At 44.6% G+C, this 22,464-nt stretch carries 21 protein-coding genes; 7 read left to right on the top strand and 14 right to left on the bottom strand.

The genetic code is table 11. The features are described 5' to 3' along the window. Window positions 1-24 precede the first annotated feature (24 nt). Entirely contained in the window at window positions 25-708 is a 684-nt protein-coding gene (locus I2494_RS04270; RefSeq protein ID WP_218465291.1) for a response regulator transcription factor, read from the top strand. 62 nt (window positions 709-770) lie between these two features. Next, window positions 771-929 (top strand): pleiotropic regulatory protein RsmS, encoded by a 159-nt coding sequence (rsmS, locus tag I2494_RS04275; RefSeq protein WP_218465290.1) that lies wholly within the window; start codon window positions 771-773, stop codon window positions 927-929. An 11-nt stretch (window positions 930-940) separates the two neighbouring features. Here rsmS and I2494_RS04280 read toward each other — a convergent pair whose 3' ends face one another. The 3 genes from I2494_RS04280 to acrR are packed head-to-tail and all read right to left on the bottom strand — an operon-like array spanning window position 941 to window position 2,544. Then, the gene (locus I2494_RS04280) at window positions 941-1,477 is read right to left on the bottom strand and encodes a hypothetical protein (protein ID WP_218465289.1); all 537 of its coding nucleotides are present in this window, start codon (window positions 1,475-1,477) and stop codon (window positions 941-943) included. A 34-nt stretch (window positions 1,478-1,511) separates the two neighbouring features. Further along, window positions 1,512-1,865: a DsrE/DsrF/TusD sulfur relay family protein gene (locus tag I2494_RS04285; RefSeq protein ID WP_218465288.1), complete on the bottom strand. Its 354-nt coding sequence runs from the start codon at window positions 1,863-1,865 to the stop codon at window positions 1,512-1,514. 37 nt (window positions 1,866-1,902) lie between these two features. Continuing rightward, a complete protein-coding gene (gene acrR / locus I2494_RS04290; protein WP_218465287.1) occupies window positions 1,903-2,544 on the bottom strand; it encodes a multidrug efflux transporter transcriptional repressor AcrR in 642 nt (213 codons plus the stop codon). A gap of 158 nt (window positions 2,545-2,702) precedes the next feature. On the opposite strand from acrR, the gene I2494_RS04295 reads away from it, so the two are divergent. The 3 genes from I2494_RS04295 (at window position 2,703) to mbfA (ending at window position 8,124) form a co-directional block, all read left to right on the top strand. Next, window positions 2,703-3,884 (top strand): efflux RND transporter periplasmic adaptor subunit, encoded by a 1,182-nt coding sequence (locus I2494_RS04295; protein ID WP_218465286.1) that lies wholly within the window; start codon window positions 2,703-2,705, stop codon window positions 3,882-3,884. 19 nt (window positions 3,885-3,903) lie between these two features. Continuing rightward, window positions 3,904-7,053: an efflux RND transporter permease subunit gene (locus tag I2494_RS04300; protein WP_218465285.1), complete on the top strand. Its 3,150-nt coding sequence runs from the start codon at window positions 3,904-3,906 to the stop codon at window positions 7,051-7,053. A 114-nt stretch (window positions 7,054-7,167) separates the two neighbouring features. Beyond that, window positions 7,168-8,124, top strand: coding sequence for an iron exporter MbfA (mbfA, locus tag I2494_RS04305; protein ID WP_218465284.1), 957 nt, complete (start codon window positions 7,168-7,170; stop codon window positions 8,122-8,124). A gap of 65 nt (window positions 8,125-8,189) precedes the next feature. Here mbfA and copM read toward each other — a convergent pair whose 3' ends face one another. Continuing rightward, on the bottom strand, window positions 8,190-8,576 hold the full coding sequence (gene copM / locus I2494_RS04310) for a CopM family metallochaperone (protein ID WP_218465283.1): 387 nt from the start codon (window positions 8,574-8,576) through the stop codon (window positions 8,190-8,192). A gap of 239 nt (window positions 8,577-8,815) precedes the next feature. On the opposite strand from copM, the gene I2494_RS04315 reads away from it, so the two are divergent. Further along, the gene (locus I2494_RS04315) at window positions 8,816-10,495 is read left to right on the top strand and encodes a GGDEF domain-containing protein (RefSeq protein ID WP_218465282.1); all 1,680 of its coding nucleotides are present in this window, start codon (window positions 8,816-8,818) and stop codon (window positions 10,493-10,495) included. Between the two features lie 121 nt (window positions 10,496-10,616). Continuing rightward, window positions 10,617-11,546, top strand: coding sequence for a fatty acid desaturase family protein (locus I2494_RS04320; protein ID WP_218465281.1), 930 nt, complete (start codon window positions 10,617-10,619; stop codon window positions 11,544-11,546). On the opposite strand, the gene I2494_RS04325 is transcribed toward I2494_RS04320, so the two are convergent. From I2494_RS04325 to I2494_RS04370, 10 genes are all read right to left on the bottom strand, one after another. Then, on the bottom strand, window positions 11,508-12,095 hold the full coding sequence (locus tag I2494_RS04325) for a YybH family protein (RefSeq protein ID WP_218465280.1): 588 nt from the start codon (window positions 12,093-12,095) through the stop codon (window positions 11,508-11,510). The two genes, I2494_RS04320 and I2494_RS04325, sit on opposite strands and share 39 nt — an antisense overlap. Continuing rightward, complete coding sequence (locus I2494_RS04330; RefSeq protein ID WP_218465279.1) at window positions 12,058-12,705, bottom strand: phosphatase PAP2 family protein; 648 nt, start codon at window positions 12,703-12,705, stop codon at window positions 12,058-12,060. Before I2494_RS04330 ends, I2494_RS04325 begins: the two co-directional genes overlap by 38 nt. Before the next feature lie 77 nt (window positions 12,706-12,782). Beyond that, window positions 12,783-14,126, bottom strand: a complete 1,344-nt coding sequence (locus tag I2494_RS04335; RefSeq protein WP_218465278.1) for a B12-binding domain-containing radical SAM protein — start codon at window positions 14,124-14,126, stop codon at window positions 12,783-12,785. After that, window positions 14,123-15,430: a B12-binding domain-containing radical SAM protein gene (locus tag I2494_RS04340; protein WP_228350828.1), complete on the bottom strand. Its 1,308-nt coding sequence runs from the start codon at window positions 15,428-15,430 to the stop codon at window positions 14,123-14,125. Before I2494_RS04340 ends, I2494_RS04335 begins: the two co-directional genes overlap by 4 nt. Then, a complete protein-coding gene (locus I2494_RS04345; RefSeq protein WP_218465276.1) occupies window positions 15,427-16,455 on the bottom strand; it encodes a GNAT family N-acetyltransferase in 1,029 nt (342 codons plus the stop codon). Before I2494_RS04345 ends, I2494_RS04340 begins: the two co-directional genes overlap by 4 nt. Beyond that, on the bottom strand, window positions 16,455-17,801 hold the full coding sequence (locus tag I2494_RS04350; protein WP_218465275.1) for a B12-binding domain-containing radical SAM protein: 1,347 nt from the start codon (window positions 17,799-17,801) through the stop codon (window positions 16,455-16,457). The genes I2494_RS04345 and I2494_RS04350 overlap by 1 nt, the downstream gene beginning before the upstream one ends. Before the next feature lie 6 nt (window positions 17,802-17,807). Next, on the bottom strand, window positions 17,808-19,199 hold the full coding sequence (locus tag I2494_RS04355; RefSeq protein ID WP_228350829.1) for a B12-binding domain-containing radical SAM protein: 1,392 nt from the start codon (window positions 19,197-19,199) through the stop codon (window positions 17,808-17,810). Between the two features lie 8 nt (window positions 19,200-19,207). Next, window positions 19,208-20,737, bottom strand: coding sequence for a GH3 family domain-containing protein (locus tag I2494_RS04360; protein ID WP_228350830.1), 1,530 nt, complete (start codon window positions 20,735-20,737; stop codon window positions 19,208-19,210). Beyond that, the gene (locus I2494_RS04365) at window positions 20,730-21,440 is read right to left on the bottom strand and encodes a hypothetical protein (RefSeq protein ID WP_218465273.1); all 711 of its coding nucleotides are present in this window, start codon (window positions 21,438-21,440) and stop codon (window positions 20,730-20,732) included. Before I2494_RS04365 ends, I2494_RS04360 begins: the two co-directional genes overlap by 8 nt. A gap of 257 nt (window positions 21,441-21,697) precedes the next feature. After that, window positions 21,698-22,279 carry a transglycosylase domain-containing protein gene (locus tag I2494_RS04370; RefSeq protein WP_218465272.1) on the bottom strand — a complete coding sequence of 194 codons (582 nt, stop codon included), beginning with the start codon at window positions 22,277-22,279 and terminating at the stop codon, window positions 21,698-21,700. Between the last annotated feature and the right edge of the window lie 185 nt (window positions 22,280-22,464).

A 22,464-nucleotide genomic window follows, 5' to 3' on the forward strand; every position in this document is an offset into this window, starting at 1 on the left:
ATCGCATAAAACGGATGAATAGCTATGAAAATTTTAATTGCTGAAGACGATGTTCATATTCGTAATGGATTGAGCGATATGCTCTCCCGCGAAGGTTACAGCATCATTACTGCAGAAAATGGTAAAGTGGCATTAACCAAATACCAGCAACAACAGCCTGACTTCATCATTCTGGATATTATGATGCCGGAGCTGGATGGCTACTCGGTGTGCAAAGAAATCAGAAAAAATGATGAGCATACGCCAGTGGTTTTTCTTTCCGCCAAAGGAGAAGAGATCGATAAAGTATTAGGCCTTGAATTAGGTGCCGATGACTACATCAACAAGCCTTTTGGTATTCATGAAGTACGCGCCAGAATCAAAACCATTGCCCGCCGTTGTTTGAAAGCTAAACAAAACTCACCCGATCAGATTTTTCAGTTCGGCGATCTGCAGGTATCTCCCGCAGAGCTGTGCGCTAAACGTGGGCAGCAGGTCATTGAGCTATCATTGCGCGAAATTAAAATTCTAATATGCCTGTGGCAGCATAAGAATCAGGTTGTCACGCGCGATATGCTGTTTGACTGTGCCTGGGGATATGATCACCTTCCTAACAGCCGCACATTGGATCAACATATATCCAAACTACGTAAATTGATTGAACTCGATCCTGTTGTACCGCTTCTGATTAAAACCATACACGGTGCCGGTTATCGTTATCAGGAATAACGGGCGACAGAAAAAGCCGCTACAATAGCGGCACCACTCACTCTTAGCCGAGGCATTCATTGATGTCGCTGGAACAAGCACCTGAAGAGGTTAAACTGGCTGTTGATTTGATTTATCTGCTGGAGAGTAACCAAATCGATGCCAAAACCGTACTGGCCGCGCTGAAAATTGTTGAACAAGATTTTTTACGTAAGGCAGAACAAGAGCAGAAGCAGACTTGATCCTGCCTGAATTACTTATTCTGCTGTCGCGCAGTAAATACCCCTGTACTAAACAGGGTATAAGTTAACATGGTTAATAGTGGTAACCATTGCGGTTCTTTTAAGTGGACGGCTATCCAACGGAAAGGCAAGCAGGCCAGCAAAGCAAAATCATAAGGTTGACGACCAATGATAGGCTCGCCCCCCGCAGACAATACCAGTGTACAAACCACCTGAGCATAGAGAATAAAAATCAGAAAAGGGATATAACGCCATAGCCGCTGTCGTGGTAAAGGGATATAACGGCCATAGAAATGCCCCATCGCCAGTATTCCCAGACAAAAAACCGCCAGGCAAAACCAGCGAGTTATCTGAAGCAACCCTACCCGGCTAATGGTAAATCCTTCACTCAATACCAAATCGCGGCTAAACCAGGCACTGGAATCCACCAGCAATAAGCAAAAATAGGCCAATACCTGACTTAGCAGTGGTAAAACTCCAATTAACACCAATAGCAATATGAGGAATGCCGCTGGTGATGAACGGAGAACAGAACGGGAATGCATCATTGATTAAACCCATTCTGATAAATAGCATCACTCATCAAAATGTCAGCACTTTGTCTGCCGCCAGCGTCCACTGAGCCAGTTCGACTAATGTACCAATCTCTACACCATCAATCAGCGGCAATTGACTAATACCACGGCCATCAGTGCAGGTTTTACATAATTTAACTTCAACGTTTTGAGCCGTCAGGATCTCTAGCATCTGCTGAAGGTTGTAGCCTTCATGAGGTTTATGCCCACGAATCCCGGCACTCACTGCATCCGACATCAAAAACAGTTTCAATTCACAATCCGGTGACTGCTCGCGAATAGCGATAGACAGGCGTAAAGCATTAAACAATAGTTCGCTGCCATAAGGCGCGCCATTAGCGATAACCAGTATACGTTGCATCCGTTATTTCCTGTGATGGGGTAACTCTATCCGAAGGCTAAAAACACGCTTTCTTTAAAGAAGGGCTGTGTTTCATTAAGTCAATAAAAGCATCAACTAACCGCGGGGCTTCCTGTTCTAATGAATAAGATTCTGGCATAAACAGCCAGTTCTCAATCAGACCACAAATATATGCCCGTAAAGTAATGGCCGCAAGGCTGATATCCAGTTGTTCATCCAATTGTTTATATTGAACACACAAGCGCAGATCTTTCTCAATTCTTTCATAATTTTCAAGGTATAAAGATTGATGAATTTGTTGTAATGAGAGCAATTCTCCGACAAACTCACACTTATGAAATAATATACCCAGTAAAGTTCTTCGGCGAGGGTCGGTTACTGTTGCCTGAAGAACAAAGATAAGTGTATGGCGTAATGCTAAAAGCGGCTCTGAGGGAAATTCATTTCTGTATCGCAGCACTACGTCATCAATGCTAGACTCTATTTGAGTCCACATTGCATTGAAAATATCGACCTTATTTTTGAAATGCCAGTAAATAGCACCCCGCGTCACTCCTGCCGTCAGGGCTATATCATTCAGTGATGTGCTGGATACCCCGCGTCGGGAAAATTCCTGCATAGCGGCATCAAGAATATGCTGACGGGTTTCCAGGGATTGTTGCTTAGTTTTGCGGCCCATAATTTTTATGCTTTATGTGCGGTGTGTTGTGTAATTGCTTACATACATACATGAATGTTTGTATTATAGCACACTAAATTTTTTGAGAATAACCGTGTGGTTACCTGAGTTTAACTATAACGGTAACTGATATTGAAATATTGAGTTGAGGTTGATCTATGAGTAGAAACAGAGGGGTGATGCCTCTGGCAGCGGTGCTAATGCTTTCAAGCGGTTTAGTACTCGTAGGATGCGATAATAAATCCGACGCGGGCGCCCAACACGCAGCTCCAGAAGTTGAATTTGTAACGGTAAAAACACAACCAATCAATATCACTACTGAGCTTCCGGGACGAACATCTGCTTTCCGTATCGCAGAAGTACGCCCACAGGTAAGCGGTATTATACTTAAACGCCAGTTTACCGAAGGCAGCATGATCAAAGAGAGTGACTCTCTTTATCAAATCGATCCGGCGACCTATCAGGCGACTTATAACAGCGCCGTTGCTGATTTAGCCAAAGCAGAAGCCAACGCGACCCTGATGCGTTTAACCGTGAAACGTTATCAACCACTGTTAAAAAACAACTTTGTTAGCCGTCAGGACTACGATACTGCCGTAGCTAATGCACGTCAGGGTGAAGCCGGCGTACAGGCGGCAAAAGCAGCAGTGGAAACTGCACGCATCAATCTTGAATATACCAAGGTTATGTCCCCTATCAGCGGTTTGATTGGCAAATCTAACGTCACCGAAGGTGCATTGGTGAATGCAAATCAGGCGACGGCTCTGGCAACCGTACAACAGCTTGACCCTATCTATGTAGATGTCACTCAATCCAGTAATGACTTCTTGCGTATGAAGCAAGAACTGGCTGACGGCTCACTGAAGAAGGAAAGCAAAGCAGCAGTAAGTCTGGTTTTTGATAACGGTAGCGTTTATCAGGAAAAAGGGACTTTGGAGTTTGAAGACGTCACCGTTGATGAAACGACAGGCTCTATTACCATGCGCGCTGTTTTCCCGAATCCAAATAATCAGCTACTTCCTGGCATGTTTGTTCGTGCCCGTGTTGACGAAGGGGTAAAACCTAACGCGATGCTGGTTCCTCAACAGGGAATCACTCGTAACCAACGTGGTGAAGCCACAACGCTGGTTATCGACAAAGAAGGAAAAGTTGAGTCACGCATTATTACTACCGGTCAGGCCATTGGTGCTGATTGGCTAGTGACTAAAGGCCTTGAGCCAGGTGATCGCGTGATTGTTACGGGCCTACAAAAGATCAGACCGGGCGCGTCTGTCAACGCTAAAGAGTATGCAGAAAAATCGAAAGATGACGCATCAAACGCACCAGCAGCGAAATCATAAACGAGATTGAGTGTAGCAGATGGCTAAATTTTTTATTGATCGCCCTATATTTGCCTGGGTAATCGCCATAATTATCATGTTGGCGGGGGCTCTGGCATTAGTCCAACTACCGGTATCGCAATACCCTACTATTGCACCACCGGCTGTTTCTATTTCTGCATCTTATCCAGGTGCCGATGCGAAGACAGTACAGGACTCAGTCACACAGGTTATCGAACAGAATATGAACGGTATCGATAACCTGATGTATATGTCATCCACCAGTGATTCAGCCGGTAACGCCTCAATCACCCTGACGTTTGACTCTAAAGCGGATCCAGATATCGCTCAGGTACAGGTTCAGAATAAACTGCAACTGGCGACACCACTGTTACCACAAGAAGTACAACAGATGGGGATCAGCGTTAAAAAGGCCACCAGCAGTTTCTTAATGGTTGCCGGCTTTATCTCTGAAGATGGTTCCATGAGTCAGGAAGATATCGCTGACTATGTGGGTTCTAACATTAAGGATCCTATCAGCCGTACCAACGGTGTAGGTGACATACAGCTGTTCGGTTCACAATACGCCATGCGCGTTTGGTTAGATCCTAATAAGCTGAATAACTATTCGTTAACGCCGCTTGACGTTAATAATGCCATTAAAGTTCAGAATAACCAGATCGCAGCCGGTCAGCTTGGTGGTACACCACCGGTAAAAGGCCAGCAGCTGAACTCCTCGATTATTGTGCAGACTCGTTTACAAACGCCGGAACAATTCGGTCAGATTCTGTTAAAAATTAATTCTGATGGTTCACAGGTTCGTCTGAAAGATGTGGCAACGATTGAGTTAGGTGGTGAAAGCTATAACGTGGTTGCTCGTTTCGATGGTAAACCAGCCTCTGGTCTGGGTATCAAACTGGCTACCGGTGCTAACGCACTGGATACTGCCGAAGCGGTTAAAACGGAATTAAGCGCGTTGGAAAGATACTTTCCAGCCGGCCTGAAAATCGTTTATCCGTACGATACAACGCCATTCGTTAAAATCTCTATTAACGAAGTAATCAAAACGCTGGTGGAAGCGATTCTGCTGGTATTTATCGTTATGTACCTGTTCCTGCAAAACCTGCGTGCTACCCTGATTCCAACCATGGCAGTACCCGTCGTATTATTAGGAACCTTTGCGGTGTTGTCCGCGTTTGGCTACTCAATAAACACCCTGACGATGTTCGCCATGGTGCTCGCCATCGGCCTGTTGGTTGATGACGCCATCGTGGTAGTAGAAAACGTTGAACGGATCATGGTGGAAGAAGGTTTACCACCGAAAGAAGCCACACGGAAATCCATGGGTCAGATTCAGGGCGCTCTGGTGGGTATTGCTCTGGTACTGTCAGCGGTATTCGTGCCAATGGCCTTCTTCGGCGGCTCTACCGGTGCCATTTATCGTCAATTCTCGATTACGATTGTTTCGGCAATGGTGCTGTCGGTATTGGTAGCGATGATTCTGACACCAGCCTTGTGTGCCACCATCCTGAAGCCGGTCGCAAAAGGTAGTCATGGCGCTACCACCGGGTTCTTCGGTTGGTTCAACAACATGTTTGAGAAGAATACCCATCACTACACCAATAGCGTTGCTAATATTTTGGGTAGTACCGGTCGTTATATTCTGATCTATCTGGTTCTGGTTGTGGGTATGGCATTGCTGTTTATCCGCCTCCCCTCTTCCTTCTTACCAGAAGAAGATCAGGGTGTATTCCTGGCGGCAGTTCAATTGCCACAGGGTGCAACTCAAGAAAGAACCCAAAAAGTTCTGGATGAAGTTAGCGACTACTTTATTACCAAAGAGAAAGACAACGTTGTTTCTGTGTTTACTGTTGGCGGTTTCGGCTTCAGTGGACAAGGCCAAAATACGGGTCTGGCATTTATTAAACTGAAGGAATGGGATGAGCGTCCTGGGGAAGACAATAAAGTGTCAGCCATCGTAGGTCGGGCATCCAAAGCATTCTCTCAGATTAAAGACGGTATGGTGTTTGCCTTTAACCTCCCGGCTATCGTTGAATTGGGTACGGCTTCTGGTTTCGACTTCCAGTTAATCGATCAGGCTGGTTTAGGCCACGAGAAATTAACTGAAGCACGTAATCAGCTGTTAGGTATGATTGCTAAGCATCCTGATATGTTAGTCGGGGTTCGTCCAAACGGTCTGGAAGATACACCTCAGTTTAAACTGACTATCGACCAGGAAAAAGCACAGGCCTTAGGGGTATCGATTAGTGATATCAACCAAACCCTGTCAACCGCTCTGGGTGGATCTTACGTAAACGACTTTATCGACCGCGGTCGTGTGAAGAAAGTTTACGTTCAGTCTGCTGCGCCATTCCGTATGGTACCAAAAGATATCGACAACTGGTTTGTGCGCGGAGCAAATGGTCAGATGGTTCCACTTTCTGCCTTCTCCAGTGCACACTGGCAATATGGTTCTCCACGTCTGGAACGCTATAACGGTTTACCTTCCATGGAAATTCTGGGTGAAGCAGCACCAGGCAAGAGTAGTGGTGATGCCATGAAACTGATGGAAGACTTAGCCTCTCAGCTACCTGTTGGTATTGGTTATGACTGGACTGGCATGTCCTATCAGGAACGTTTATCCGGTAACCAGGCTCCGTCGTTATATGCCATTTCTCTGATTGTGGTATTCCTGTGTCTGGCGGCGCTGTATGAAAGCTGGTCAATTCCATTCTCAGTTATGTTGGTTGTTCCACTTGGGGTTGTCGGTGCGTTGGTAGCAACCACTTTACGCGGTATGGAGAACGACGTTTACTTTATTGTAGGCTTGTTAACCACTGTCGGACTCTCGGCGAAGAACGCCATCTTGATTGTAGAGTTCGCCAAAGATCTGATGGATAAAGAAGGTAAGGGTTTGATAGAGGCTACATTAGAAGCAGTACGTATGCGTTTACGTCCAATTCTGATGACCTCTCTGGCCTTTATGCTCGGGGTACTGCCGCTGGCAATCAGTTCCGGTGCAGGTTCCGGTTCTCAGAACGCGGTAGGTACCGGGGTTCTGGGCGGTATGGTCAGTGCGACTATACTGGCAATCTTCTTCGTACCGGTGTTCTTTGTGGTGGTACGTCGCCGCTTTAGTAAACGCGGTGAAGATATCGAGCATTCACATGCTGTTGAACATAAATCCTAAGTTAAGATCGCATTAACTTCTCTCAGGGGCCGCAATTGCGGCCCCTGTTTTTTTACATACTACAAATAAGGGATTAATATCGTAGGCCACATCAGATAAATTTCCGGAGGCATCATGAAGAATTTCTCCGAGCTTTCAGAAAAGGAAATTCTGGCTCTGGCCATCTCGTTAGAAGAAGAAGATCACAAGATATATAACGAATTTGCAGAAGGATTACGGGAAACCTACCCTGATTCAGCAAAAATTTTCGAACTTATGTCCCGGGAAGAAAATGGACACCGACACCGCCTGATTAAGCTGTATCAGGAAAAGTTTGGTGATCATATTCCATTAATTCGTCGTCAGGATGTAAAAGGATTTGTTGAGCGCAAACCTATCTGGCTCAATCGCCCACTGAGTATTGATAAAGTCAGAAAACAGTCAGAGGTTATGGAGATAGAAACCCAAAACTTCTATTATCAAGCCGCTCAAAGAACCACTGACGCCGCTATTCGCCAACTATTAGATGATCTTTCTGCAGAAGAACATCGTCATCAACTGCGGGCGGAGCAGTTAGAAAAGCAGCTGATAAATCCGGAAGTTCAGGAAAAAGAGAGTAAATCAGCCCACCGTCTGTTTGTTCTTCAGATTGTTCAACCCTCACTGGCTGGCCTGATGGATGGCTCTGTTTCTACATTAGCACCAGTGTTTGCAGCAGCGCTGGCAACTAAAGATAGTTGGCAAGCCTTTCTGGTTGGTTTAGCCGCTTCCGTTGGTGCCGGTATTTCCATGGCGTTTGCCGAAGCCGTTTCAGACAATGGATCATTGACCGGTCGGGGAAATCCCTGGTTGCGGGGTGCCTCTTGCGGAATAATGACTACCTTAGGTGGACTGGGGCATACCCTCCCCTTTCTTATCAGTGATTTCTGGACAGCGATGACGGTTTCCGGCGTAGTAGTGATATTTGAACTGGCGGCAATATCCTGGATACGCAATCGTTATATGGATACGCCATTTCTGCAGGCTGCTTTTCAGGTGGTTGTGGGGGGATTACTGGTTTTCGCGACCGGACTGATTATTGGTAGCTCATAATTTTCTCATGTTCAGATAACCATAACAACGCCCGATCACCGGCGGCGTTATGGTTATTCTCATCATTATTTAACGCTTTTATTATGCTCTGCTAACCAACGATTCATCATGTTGATCTCTTCTTCCTGAGCGTTAATCACCGCTTCCGCCAGCTTACGAATTTCAGGGTCTTTACCATATTTCAGCTCAATACGAGCCATTTCAATAGCCCCCTGATGATGGGGAATCATTCCTTTCACAAAGGCCACATCAGGGTCGGGTTCTCTAACCGCAGCCATCATGGGTTCATGCATCATACTCATAGCAGCTGCATATTCTTTGCCTGCCGGCGTCAACGAACCATCGATAGCCGCACTGGTTTGCTGATGCACACTATGGCTAACCGGCTCTGCCGCGATAACCGCTCCCCATATAAAGAACAGTAATAGCGAGACCAAAATAGATTTTTTCATTGTGAATACCTGATACTGTAGAAATGGATTTATCATGTAGCCAGCAAACCAACCTGAGTTTAGTTTGGTGATACTGGCTACCGATAAAGTATTGTCGAAAAATCACTATCGTGCTTTTATCTGGCGATAATTCAGTAACATTAAGACAAGGCAGCAAATTGATTGGCTATTAAATTATGCTAAAATGGGATCAATTAGTTATCATGACATTGAGGTTGTGAGTTTCATACGGAACCTTAATGATGAAAATTAGAAATTTCTTTATTTTTATTATCTTATTCATTATTACATCACTGAGCATTCTTTCTGTTTCTACCATCAGCGGTGATTTATCCGACCTTCGCGCCAACATCAAAGAACAAAATAAAATCAAATATCTCCAGTTATTGTTGATAGCGGGTGAACGTATTTATGATGAACATCAGACGTCAAAAATGGCCTCTTATTATCAGATTGCCGGCCCGATAAATTATCATCCTGTCGATACAGCCATTAATAATCTGCTCGAGTTTACCGAACAAGAGACTAAAACAGGTGAATTTCCTCACGATAAATATGCCGCTTTAGAAGTTAACCGATTATCGGAAGAAATAAGAAAGGACAAACGCTTTGCCAGCGCTTACTCTTTTAATCGATTAGAGTCGATTATTGAGTATCAGATTATTCAGATTCAAAACCACTCCGCTGAGTTTATGATCGCCATCGAAGGTGTCAGATTAACCACTCAGCTATATAGTTTTTTCACTGAACTTATCGATCAATTGATTGATATTGAAGTATCTCAAACAATCGATCAGCCATCAGCGATTAAAGCCATCAAACTGCTGGGAGCCATTGATGAAACAGAAAGTCGGTTAATCTCAATACAGAAAAATTACCTTAAAAATAGTAACAAAAGTGAAGAGATCGATAACTTCGTCAACGAGGTTTTTAGCCATGACACCATTAAAATAAATCATCTTATTTACAATAATTTTGTTCATACTGCGAGTAACAATATTGGATTACAACAGGTTAATTATTCCTATTTTCAGGCTAAATATCATCTTTCAGCGTTAAACAGGATATTACTGAACGAAGCTATCGATATTTCTGCCAATCAAATCTACCTGTCCAAAATTAAAATTTATAGCATGGTGTGTTTCCTGGCTATCTTCTTTCTGTTTGCCATACTGCCGATTTCAGTCATGATCTTTAAACTTAGTGGTGCATTTACGCTGGTTCAGAAAGCCATTACGCAACTCTCTAATAATGACCTGAACATTAACTTTAATGAAAACCAAAGCCGTTTTAGTTTTGAACTGGAATCTATAATTCAATCACTGATTAAACTGAAAAGTATTCAGATAGAAAAATATCGTCTGGAAAACCGCAATAAAGAGTTAATTCGTAAACTTCAATTAAGTGCCACCACCGATTATCTGACTGGAATTTCTAATCGTCGGGCATTTCTGGATGCCATCCGATACTTGCCTGCGGAACAACAATACAAAGCCTCTCTGGCCTTGATAGATATCGATAACTTTAAGCGTATTAACGATCGTTTTGGCCATAGTTGCGGAGATGAAGTATTAATGAAATTCTCCCGACTGCTTAAAACTTTTTTCAGAAAAGAAGATCTGTTTTGCCGTTACGGTGGAGAAGAGTTCGCCATTTTACTCTATGACTGTGACAACCAGCAGGCGCAAAAAACCCTCGACAGATTATGCAAAAAAACCCGCTATCTCTCTGTTACCGTTCCGGAATCAGAAAAAGAGAAAGTTTATTTTACCATCAGTATCGGTACCACCGAGCTTGCAGACCGCTCCAGTATTAATCATGCCATTAACCGTGCCGATGAAGCACTGTACTATGCTGAATCCAGCGGGAAAGACCGGGTAATTACTTATACGCAACAGATTGAAACCCCCACCGAATAGCCCTTTATCAATCGCAACTATCTTCCGGCCATATTCAATGTTTTATGATAAATAACCTGACGATTGCTTGGCATATTCGATATTATCAGCCAATAGCTAAATATGGATGGGATCACAACGGATGAGATTTACCTTAAATTTGGGTTTATTGCTGATATCACTGATCGTTTCAGCTGCTTGTTTATGGATAGCCAGCCATAGTTCATGGTACTGGGCGGTTGCCGCTATTTGGTTTTTTGCACTCATTAACAATATGCCATTTGCTATGATGCATGAAGCGGTACACGGCGTAGCCGCTAAATCTGAACGGGGTAATCGTATTATAGGGACTATCGCCAGTTGGGCTTTTCCCACCTCATTTTTATTACAGCAAAAAGCGCATCTGGACCATCATCGCCGCAACAGAACCGATGAAGAGCTGTATGACTATTATTTACCTCAACAGTCAAAATGGCTACGTAACGCCTGGCTTTATATGGGTAATTTATTGGGCTTTTATTGGTTTTTTGTGGTATTAGGCAACGCTATTTATTTGCTTGCCTGTGGGTTCTACCGTTCAAACCTGTTCGTCAATAGGATTGCACCGGTATTAGGCTTTGGCCCTCAGGTTGCTGAACTGGTCAAGTTACCCGCGTTTCGTGTGTGGTATGAAATTGCTATGTCGTTTAGCTATCAGGCACTGCTGTTTTGGCTACTGGATTTAAACTGGATCGGCTACCTCGCCTGTCAAATTGCCTTTGCGCTTCACTGGTCAGCATTGCAATACGTTGATCATGCCTGGAGCAGCAGAGATGTTAAAAACGGCGCCTGGAATTTGAAAGTACTGCCGGTATCGCGCTGGCTGGCGCTCAATTATCATTATCATCTGGCTCACCACCAGAAACCAGAAGTGCCCTGGTATCAACTGCCTTCGTTAGTTGATCGTCAGGCACAACAGCCTAGTTTCTGGCGGGTCTATTTCAGTCTGTGGAAAGGTATTCGCCCTGCGCCACCAATGGGAGCACCGGCAGATTTAGCGTTTCTTTTTCCGGAAAACGAAGAAGCCAAATAACACCCCTAATAATATACCGCCTACGACACCACCTATTGCACTTTTCATGATGGTGTCGCGGGCTTCATTCAGTAGAGGATTATCCATAAAATCGGTACCAATATGGATGGCTTTTATCTTCCAGCGCCCATCTTCTACCGCCAGCGTTGCCGTCCAGCGAGTATGAAAATCATAGGTGCGTCCATCACTCAGGCTATATTTCTCTATCCCGGTGCCATAAACCACACCCCAGGTTTTATCTGGTGATAGCTCGGTCACAACCTCTGGCACAAAGGTAATATTTAACTTCTTTAAAAAACGCTCAGGGCCAAACCATTTCTGAAAATAAGGTACTACTTGCTGCTGTCCGTCGATAAATTCTTGGGTAATAGGGGTGGCCTTAATATCTTTACTCAAAACCGGCAGCATCTTTTCATATTCACCGCTGTTAATGGCATCGGTCACCGTTTGTAATGCCTGACGTAACTCATCATGAATGACTTTGTCCTGTTCTTCTGCCTGCACAGTAATGCTAAACAGCATCACGACAAGAATCAGTAATTTTTTCATAGCGCCTGTCCATAAGTTGATAAGTGAAAAACGACAACAACACACCCGATACAACATCTAACAAATGATGTTGGTGAGTGAACACCGTAGAAAGTATTAAACCTGACAGCCAAATTATCAGGCTATAACGAACCAGAGCCTGACTATTTTTTAATATGGCCAAAACGATAGTGACAGAATAGGCCACATGTAGTGAAGGCACCAGATTATGGGGTTTATCTAACGCAAAAATAGATTCGAATATTTCCCGATAAATACCACTCTCCGGTAGCTGACGAACGAATCCTAATTGCGCAGGGAACAATAAGAAAATTATCGCTGCAACAACAGTCACAATAATAAGTTCAGCGGCTAACCTCTTTAAGTCTCGGGTATTCAGAAAAAATACCGGCAACATAAAGACCAAATACATGGAAAGATAGAACCAGACAAAAGTCGGAATAAAAGGAATCGCTAATTCTGCCTGTAAATAAAGCAAGAAATAATCAGTACGTGTGCTGGTAAACCAATTGATGGTGGGATATAACCCAAAAAAGAATACCCCGACCCAACAAGAGTAAATCAAATAGGTTTTCAGACGTTTTGCAAAAGGCTCTGGTGCGAATTCCATTTATCTCAATCGATTAAATTGTAATTAATTCATAATCTCATAAAACCTGATTACATAACCTGAATTATTTTTTGGTTTCACTTCAGACCAAACCGCATCTGATGTTTTTTATGAACCTCTTTACGAAACAAGAGCGTATAGCGCCAAAATGAAGCCATTCTGGATAACGATTGTAATGTCATTCTGATATCTGAAAAGCGCCGAATAATCGAAGGTAAACTATTGAACTGACTGCGCGCCTGATGGCACGCTTGAGTCAGTTGTTCTGCCGTCATTAATTTAGGATTAAATGCTGCCTGATTAAAACGATACTCAGGATGTAGCCACCACTTTTGGTCATACAACAACCGCCCCTGCTGCTGAAGTTGGGTATAAAGCGGAGTATTGGGATATGGCATCAGAATATTGTATGCCGCGAACGCAAATCGATTCTTCAGGGCAAACTCCACCGTTTGTTCAATACTTTCTACGGTGTCGTGGTCATAGCCCAAGGTGAAGGCAGCCCAGGTCTGCATACCATGATCCCGCAATACCGCAATTTCATCGGCATAATGGGAGAAATTTCGTATATTGGGCGATTTTCTGGCATCTCTTAAACTCAATGGATTAATGGACTCAAAACCCATCACGTTTCCCCAACAACCACTTTTTTGCATTAACGACATCAGTTGGCTGTTTTTGGTCACATCCAGACTGGCCTGGCTAATCCAGTTTACTTTTAAGGGAGTAAGTGCATGGCAAAGCTCCATCAGTGCTGGTTGGTCTGATGCAATATTATCATCCACAAAGAAGATAAATTTACGTTCCTGCTGCTCAATTTCCCGCACAACTTCATCAATTTTTCTTAAGTAGTGCTTACGCCCAAAATATTGGCTCACCGCGCAGAACTGACAGGCAAAACGACAACCGCGGGAAAACTGCATCAAAGTAATCGGCAAATAATCCTTTCCGCGAAAAATATCACGGCGCGGTAGTACGCCTGATCCGCAATGGGTTATTTGCCCGGTGCCCGCCGGCGCATCATAACGCGCTTTTAACCGATGATGACGGGCATCGTTTATCAGTTCATGCCACAGCGTTTCCGCATCACCGGTAAACAGGCTGTCCGCATGCTGGCTCACCTCTTCGGGTAACAAACTGGCGTGGATTCCCCCCATCACGACCTTAACCCCACGGGAACGATATTCACTGGCTATTTCATAAGCACGACGGGCGGTATAGGTTTCTACCGTAATTGCCACTAAATCCGTCGCTTCATCAAAGGGAATTTGCTCCATCCGGTCATCATACATGACCACTTCTACGTCATCCGGCGTCAACGCAGCCAAAATGCCTAACATCAGTGGTTCCATGCGGCCTTCATCAATATAGAGACTGTGCTCCATCCGTCCGATGGTTGGTTTAATCAGCGTCAGTTTCATCCCTTTTCCCCTAACCGTTTGCCCTGCTTTCTGATAATTTCCCGATGCGAAATGATATTGGCTAGCAAAGCAATCACTCTATCTTTCCAGTAGGTTCGTTTTTTTAAATTCAATAGTCGATTCGCTATTGAAGGATAACTGTAAAACTGCTTTTTAGCCGAGAAGCAAAGAGCCGTTAATCGTTCCGCCGTTATCTTTTCCGGCTGAAAAATCGGATCGCCATAACGATAGTCAGGATCTTTCCACCACTGCGGTGAAATCAGCCGCCCTTCTTGCGCCAACCGCTGATATAATTTTGAACCCGGCGTAGGGATCAGCAAATTAAAATTGGCAATTTCCAGCTTATTACGTAACGCAAAATCAATCGATTGCTGAATGGTTTGTTCATCATCTTCGTCATAACCAAAAACAAAGGTGCCATAAATATTAATGCCCCGATCGTGAAGTGCCTTCACGACCTCATCATAGTCACCGGCAGCACGGTTCCAGGCTTTTCCCATCTGTTTTAAATTTTGTGCATTCAGGCTTTCAAAGCCAATCAGTGCAAAACGACAGCCCGCCTCGGCCAATTGATCTAAAAGCTGTGTATTTCTCGCTACGTCAATGCTGATTTGACATCCCCAACGCCGCTTTAATGGTTTAAGCATCGTCAGAAGTGCTTCAAGCAAAGTTCGATTAGCAAACAGATTGTCATCAACGAAGGCGATAAACCGATTAGAGTCCAAAGCCAACAGCTCCTCACGCAGTTGTTCTACAGGACGGGCCCGTACAGTGGAGTGATAAAAACCATGAATCGAACAGAAATCACAGGCAAAGCGACACCCTCGAGTATATTGAATCAGTTCAAGCGGAGCATATTTTTTACCGCTGAAGACAGTGCGATCGAGAAGATAGTCATTAAGCGGCAGACTATGATCGCCATAATAATAACGCTGTAAAGTTCCCTGAAGCTTATCCTGTAGTAATTGTTCCCAGGCACCTTCAGCATCACCAATGATAACGCTGTCCGCATGTTCCAGCACTTCATCGGGTAAAAACGTGGGATGATACCCTCCCATAACCACCGTATTGCCTTGTGCACGATATCGATTCGCTAACTGATAACTGCGTAAGGCGGTAAACGTTTCAACAGAAATAGCGATCAGATCCGCCTGTAACGTCTCCGGAATTTCTTCTACCCGATCATCATAAAAAATGACTTCATGACCTATCGATCGAGCAGCCAGAATACCAATGGCTAACGGCGGCATGGCATCCGTCGTTCGATAATCGCCCATGTTCGGGCGTAACAGAATAATTCTCATAAAATCGCCGCTTCCGGCGCTATTGCCTGTTGCAGCCATGGTGGACTGGCAACTAAATCAACGCCGTATAAACAGGTTTTATAGTTCAGGGGCTGGAAACGTTTTATCACAGCTTTCAACATCGGATGACTGCTGGCAAGCCCCAGCGTTAGCACCCGGGTAGTGCAACGAGATAAGGCATCATCTATCAGAGAAAGCATATACTGAGGATCCGTAATGGCGAAAAAAGCCAGAAAGCTCTGATCCAATGCCTGCTGCTCCGGTGGTAATGCAACCCGCTTCGTCAGGCTGGCGTAGCCGTTATAAATTGGCCTGATGGCGCGCCAGATTGAATGATAGCCCAGTGCCATCACTTGCTTAAACGGCTGTTGGTTCCATAACACCGCGCAGGCCTGCAACTCACCATTCACCCGATAACTCCATACTGGCAAACCGGAGTTTATCAGCCACTCAACGCTTAACTGTGGGGTTAACTGATAACGTATCGCCTGCCGATGGTAGAACGCTACCACTTCCGGATATTGTTGTGGTGCTTCATTTTGCCACAATCCTAAATGACGACCTCGCTGAGTACTTATTGCCAGCGTACTCAGTTCACCCAATGGGCAATAACGGGGTAATCCCCGGCTCTCTTTTTCCAACAGTTTTCTCGCCGTCAGATTATCGCTGGCGATGCTGGTATAACAGTATTGCGGTGGTGTCAGTTGCTGTTTAAGGTAGTCAAAACCTGACTTCAATATACGAATACGATGTCGATAATCGTGACTAATACGTAAACTATTCAGATACCCCAATTGCTGCGGTTGTCCGTTAACAAAACCGTTATGTCGGGTTAGCTGACACATTCCTACTGCCTGTCCGTTTTCTTCTGCCAGTACCGGGTACTCTGCGCCAAAATAGTGCAGGTTAGAAAAATAGTCTGGCCGTCGGGTCATCACCATTTCTATCTTGCCTTGCATAGCATTCTCTTCCAGCAATTGTAATAGCGACGGGCTATGCTGCGGCAATGCTGTCTGAAAACGCACTATCTCACCTCCAGCAACGGGCCTTGCCAGGTCTCATCACCTAACGGGTAGCCGTTACGGGCACTGATTTCATTATGGTGTAAGGCATTAATAGGAAAATAGTTACGAAACATAAAGAAGTCGTGACGATTATTCCAGCTACGTTTAGCAATAGAACGCCATCCATAGAACGTCCTGCGCGCTTCAACACAACCTTGAGTAACCTGTTGCGGTGTTAACTGAGTAGGGAAAAATGGCAGCTCGTTATAACGATAGCTATCATCTAACCACCAGCTTTGGTAACGAAGACGATTTTCCTGTTGCAGACGAGCATAGAGTGGTGTGCCGGGGAATGGTGTCATATGGTTAAAAGCAGCAATATACATTCCCTGCTGCTGAGCAAAAGTAACTGCCTGTTGGAAAGAATCTAAACTATCGTGGTCGTAGCCAAAAACAAAGGTGCCATATACCGCAATACCATATTTCCGCAAGTTGGCTAACGCCTGAACAAACCCGCCTTTCATGGTATTAAAGTTTTTATTCATCAGTTTCAGGTTGGCTTCATTGAGGGATTCAAAACCAATAAGTACACCTTTACATCCGGACTGAGCCAGTTGTTTTAAGAAACTCTCATCATGGGCTGCATTAATACTCATTTGCGTAATCCAACGCATATTCAGCCTGGCTAAGTCAGGAAGCCACAACCGACTTTCGTTAATATTGCCGGCAAAGTTATCATCCACAAAAAAGAACAATTTCTTATGCTTTTTCTGTTCAGTTAATTCCCTTAATACCTGATCAGGATCTCTGCGACGATATTTACGCTGATAAAAAGTTTGTACTGCACAAAACTCACAGGGAAAACGGCAACCACGCCCTGTTTCCACCAGCCCTATCGGTAAATAACGTTTGTTGCGAAACAGACTTCGGTCTACACGGACATGGCTGAGATCTGTCTGTTCTCCGCGATAGTGGGGCTTTAAGGTTTGGTGCTGTAAGTCGTCTAACAGCTCATGCCATATGGACTCAGCTTCTCCGGTCATGATGGCTTCCGCATAGCGGGCGGCCTCTTCAGGCACCAGCGTCACATGAAACCCGCCCATAATCACCGGAACACCACGACGGCGATACTCGCTGGCAATTTGGTAGGCTCGTTTAGCCGTATAGGTTTCGACCGAAATAGCAACAGCATCCGTTGGCTCATCGTAGGGAATAACCTCCATACGATCGTCATAAAAACGTGTTTCAATATGCGCTGGCGTTAACCCCTTTAACGTCGCGATAGGCAGGGGTTCCATCTGCCAGGAACGTAAATAGGATTCATTTGCCCGGTGACCAATTGCCGGATGAATAAAGGTTAGACGCATAATGTTCTACCCTCTGCTTTTTGCCGGATTATGCTCAATCGGCCAATCACAGGTATAGAACTTATGCAGATTGTGAGCATAGAAGCGATATCCCAGATTGGCTGTAATCGCCAGCGGTTGGAAATTTTTCGCATTCCACAGGCGACGAACAATATTGTTGTACTGATAGATTTTTTTCCATGCCCTTTCATGCCCATCCTCCAGCTCTTTTACCGTCATCAGTTTTGGCTGGAAAACCACGTGTTGAGCATCATATAGCTCCCAGTTTTTAGTTAAAATACGCTGCTCTTGCTCCAGACGCTGGTACAAGGGCGTAGCCGGGAATGGTGTCAGAATAGAAAAACGTGGAAGATCGATCCCTGCATCAATCACTAATTCAACCGTGGCATCAAAGGTATCCACCGTATCGTGATCCAAACCAAAAACAAAACAACCCTGAATGGAAATACCCAACTTATGTAATTTAGCCACCAGCTCTTTGTAGTTAACTGATGAATTGAACTTCTTACCCGCATCCCCCAGACTGCCGGTGGTCACCGTTTCCAGGCCGAGTAATAAGCCTTTGCAACCGCTTCGGGCCATAAGCTCCATCAGCTCTTCATTATGGGCAATCAACACTGTCGATAAACCAAACCATTTAATCTTTAATGGAATCAGGGCGGTAAATAGCGCTTTGGCATAACCAATATCGGATACCAGGTTCAGATCAACAAAAATAAGCTTTCGCTTTCCGGTACGCTCCACAAACTGCCGAATATCATTCACCACCCACTCAACCGGATGTTGATACTGTTTTCTACCCCAGGCCGTTGGCGCCACGCAAAACTCACAGTTATGAGTACAAGCGCGTGTCGCTTCAAATACTGCCTGAGTGAGGAAATCTTCACTGTTAAACCGATGGCGCTCAGGAAAAGGCATATTGGAGTCGTCAAGATTAAAATCTGGTGCCTGCTGATAGCGTTTTTGAAGCTTCCCAGCCATAAAGTCATGCAGCAGTTGCGGCCAACTCTGTTCAGCATAACCAACACAAATCGTATCCGCATGTTCTGCCGCTTCGTCTGGCATCAGGGTTACATGTGGGCCGCCCAGCACAACGCTCATCCCTTTTGCCCGAAACTGATCGGCCAGAAAATAGGCTCTGGAGGCCGTACCGGTAATCACGGTTAAACCAATCAGATCGGCGGTTAAATCGGCTGGAATCTCCGTGATGCTTTCATCAATCAGCGTCACTTCTATCGGTAAATCTTTAGGGGTTAACGCTGCCAGCGTTGTCAGCGTTAGCGGTTGATAGCGTAAAGAACGCTTAAAAATACCGCCACGTTTACGATATAGCGGCCCTTTTGGTGAAATAAGCACCAGTTTCATTTTACGATTGTGTGTAAATACATGAGATTCCATATCGGCACCTATTCCACTATTTGAAAGATTTTACGCCAGTTATTATCAGACATCAGGCTGGGGATTTTAATATCTCCCAGTCGTTTTCCTTGTGCACATTGCCAGGCTAAATAATGGCGCTCAGGTTGTTCAAGAGATAAACAGATTAGTGGCCTTAGCTGAGACAGTGTTCTGGCGTAAGCATATTGCGGATTTTCATTTAATCGTTGTTCAACTATGCCAACAGCATCTTGATTGTCCTGTACATATCGTTTATCCATCAGCATGTAATAGCCTGATGTCTTATCATCCGGACATAACATGGCAAAACCTTTTAAAGAAGACAGGCAGTCATTCACAAAGCTCTCTGTTAACTTTTCACCCACCAAATCACTGACAACACCAGCCCGACCGGTAAAACGCAATAGTGGAACATCCCGCTGAAATCCAACACATTGCACCATATCACCAATACGATAACGGTATAATCCGTTATTGGTCGTTACTATCACCTGGTAATGATGGTTTACCGTTAGACCATCAGCCAGATAGACTTGGCCCTGCCGATCGATAAACTCATAAAAATTACTGTCCACGCATAACTGCGGTTGATTTTGTTGATATGGGGTAGTAATAATCGCTTCCGTTGCCAGCAGCCCTTTCGGCTGTAAAGAAACGGAAGGAAAATAGCTCATCAGTTGAGCCACCAATGTTGTGGATGAGGCATCTGCCCAGCAGCTAATAACCTCTAATTGAGGCCATAAAATGCGGGTATCTCCAGATTTCAGATAACACTGATAAGCATCTGCTGCGCTTTGATCTTTTGCTAACAGATGACCCGCAATTTCTCCGCCCAATTGAAGCAACGCTAATAACGCCGGTTGGCGACTGCTCAGCCCTTCCAGTAACTGAATCAGAAAACTGGGACTCCAGACCGAAAATAATCTTAAATCGCGACGACATACCAGATAGTAGAGGGTAAGCAACTGCCAGTCGTTAACATCAACAACCTGCGCCAGTGTTAACGGAACAGCAGAAATTTGCGCAAATGCACTCAAATATTCCGCGCCTAAATAGAGGGCATCACCACCGCCAATCGGAATTCCGCCTGTCGTTACCGTAGCCTGAGTAATCGCCGGACTCAGCGCCCAGTAAGCGCTTCCCCGATCGATCTGGAATTGTTCAACCAATTGAGCCAACCAGCCTGATAAGGCATAACGAAAATCATCCAGTCCCGGCGCAGAGTAAGGGATCAGTTTTCCACCACTATGGCTCCCCCCGGTTTTTTCAAACGCGACAACTTCGCCGACAAACAGTTGATTAAGCTCATTTGACGCCAGTTTATTAATCCAGGGGCTCAGCTCAGCGTAATCCACCATCGGCACTCGTTGCTGAAAATCCACTACGTTCTGGATTTTTTCGAAACCATATCGTTGACCATAGGCCGAATTTTGATTGCGCTGCAGACACTGGCGTAACCACGCAATTTGCCGCTCGCTTACGGATGAATTTTCATTTCTCGCACTATGGCGAAACTGATGCCAGGGGGAGTTATTCACGATATTCAACCACCGGATTCAACAGTAAAGAACGGCAGCGTAAGGGTAAATTATCCACTCTGATTTCACATAAACAGACCAGTTCATGACCTGCGGCATAATGGGGATTCTTTTCCAGAAAAAACCGGGCATCCGGTTTTGCCAGACTCGCTGGCGGTATAATCGCCAACTTTTGTGCCAGAAAACCATAATCAGGAGGGCATTCAACCACACCCCGTTGTGCATTATATAATTGGCCAAATTTCTGTTCGGCTAACCGATCTGCCAGTTGCTTAAGTTCTGGTTGAGGTATTTGCCAGTGAGGGTAAAACTCTCTGGCAAATACCACTAAATATTTATAGGTGCGGTATCCCTTTACCAGAAGAAACCAATATAAAGGCAGTCCCGGATGTTGCTGTTTAAACAAGCCCATACGCTGAATCCAGGCTTTATGTAATACCTGCTGCTGCCAGTGCTCTGGCATGACAATCGTATCGCCGGAATAAACAATCATGGAGTGATGATAAGGATAGAATTGCAAGCTGCTGAAGCCGACAAGCTCCTGATTATGCTCCAGCATCAGGACTTCGTCTTTACTCTCCAGATCCAGTAAAAAACGTTTGATATCACTACCGGCATAACACTGAAAATAGATCGCAGCCATTCGCTGTCGCGTGGAAACGGAGAGTGTATTAATTTTCTGAAAATAGGCAACATAGCTCATTACTCACCTTTTCCATAAGAAAGATACATATAGATATTTTCCAGTGTCGCTATCCATCGTTAAACAACAAAAGAATCCATTGTTATTCATCAACCCAAAATGACAGGGGCAAGCTTATAGTATCAGCCACGCCTTGCAGCTGCCATACGATTAGGGTTTAGTAAAATCCAAGTATATGCTTAGTAAAATTGAGAAAAATCATAAGCAAAGCTAATTATCATGATTCTGGCTGAATAATTAACCAGCCCATAACGCTGTTATTCTTGCTTCCCACTGCGATCTGAGCACCCCTTCAGCTCCAATTTCTCCACCCTTTGTTTAAAGAACTCAGGCTTCGCCTTGTATAATGAAGGTGCATGTAGCATTGCCAACAACTCGACGGTCTGTGAACAATTCAACGCAGAGACAGGAACCGAAAAACGAATCCGTGCCGCATTCTCAAGGCCATAAACAGGTTTGCCATTATCAGTACCAAAATAGGCATTAGATAACCAGACAGAGTTTATTTCTGACTGACTGTACAAAACGGTTAACCAAAGCTGCCATAACGCATTATGCAGATGGTATTTTCCCTGAGAAATTCGTTGTCCCTGATGAAAATTAGAAAACAGATCCCGGGCGGCATAAACATAAATCGATGGTGATGGGTAAATAACAGAAAGTAATGGATCAACCTGAGGATTGTGGCGTGAAGCCTGATTCAGTGACTGGGATAATGCATTAATTTCACTGCGGTGGGGGGCGATTTCAACAAAATAGTAACCGCATAAGGCAAAAATGATGCCAGTGAAGAATGTAGCTGTAATACACAATAGCCAACGGAGGATCTTTTTTATCATTTTGACGACCGGTGCCATTAAACAGGGGATATGAAGATTATAAAAACAGAACCCCAGAATTGGGTGGGGGCCCTGCCAGCACAAGTAACTACATTTTTATGTATGTTAATCAAATGGTTATATTATTAATGAAACACAGGAATTGTACCACTACTTTTGATGATGTCTAGCTAATGCTTATTAAC

Origin of the sequence: Limnobaculum allomyrinae, assembly GCF_016649425.1 — a bacterium.
Lineage (GTDB): Bacteria > Pseudomonadota > Gammaproteobacteria > Enterobacterales > Enterobacteriaceae > Limnobaculum > Limnobaculum allomyrinae.